The organism is Brevundimonas sp. GW456-12-10-14-LB3, from assembly GCF_059424365.1.
This window is the reverse complement of record NZ_JBWKZJ010000082.1, coordinates 1-537: the sequence shown is the minus strand read 5'-3', so window position 1 is coordinate 537 and position 537 is coordinate 1. Positions and strand designations below refer to the sequence as shown.

The window sequence follows — 537 nt, the reverse complement described above, 5'->3', positions numbered from 1 at the left end:
GGCGATTCGATTGGAGCGCGGAACCTATTGAAACCAACCCAGGAAAGCAAGAAGTTTTTCAACCCCTCAACTCCCCCAAAACTCCCGAAACCAAAGTCCCAAAAGCCTCAAAGGCCGGCCCGTCTCCGAGCGAGGCAGCCCTATACGGGCCACCATTTTACACCGCAACCAGATTCTGAAGGTTCGATGAAAAAACTGCCCAAGTGGCGGTCAACGAACGAGGACGCCTGACGGTTCCCGCCCCCGTCCCTCCGATATGGACTGAGCCTGACGCGGCGGCGTCGTTCGGGCGAGACGTGGGCGTCCGGTTCAGGCGGCGCGTTCGACAGGGGCGAAGGCGGCGAGGTCGGCCGCATCGCCGGTGGTGGACAGGAGGCGAGGCAGGTCGATCAGGACGACGAAGCCGTCGTCGCGCCGCACCACGCCGGAGATATAGTCCGAGCGCCATTTGATCCCGATATCGGGCGAGGGCTCGATCTGGTCGGCGGCGAAGCTGGTCACCTCGAACACCCGGTCGGCGACCAGACCCAGGCTCAG

The 537-nt window shown here is 63.1% G+C and carries 1 protein-coding gene; it reads right to left on the bottom strand.

The annotated features are described in order from the left end of the window. Positions 1-309: 309 nt before the first annotated feature. The coding region (locus AC07XS_RS15845; protein ID WP_182715216.1) for a chemotaxis protein CheW at positions 310-537 on the bottom strand (228 nt) is incomplete at its 5' end.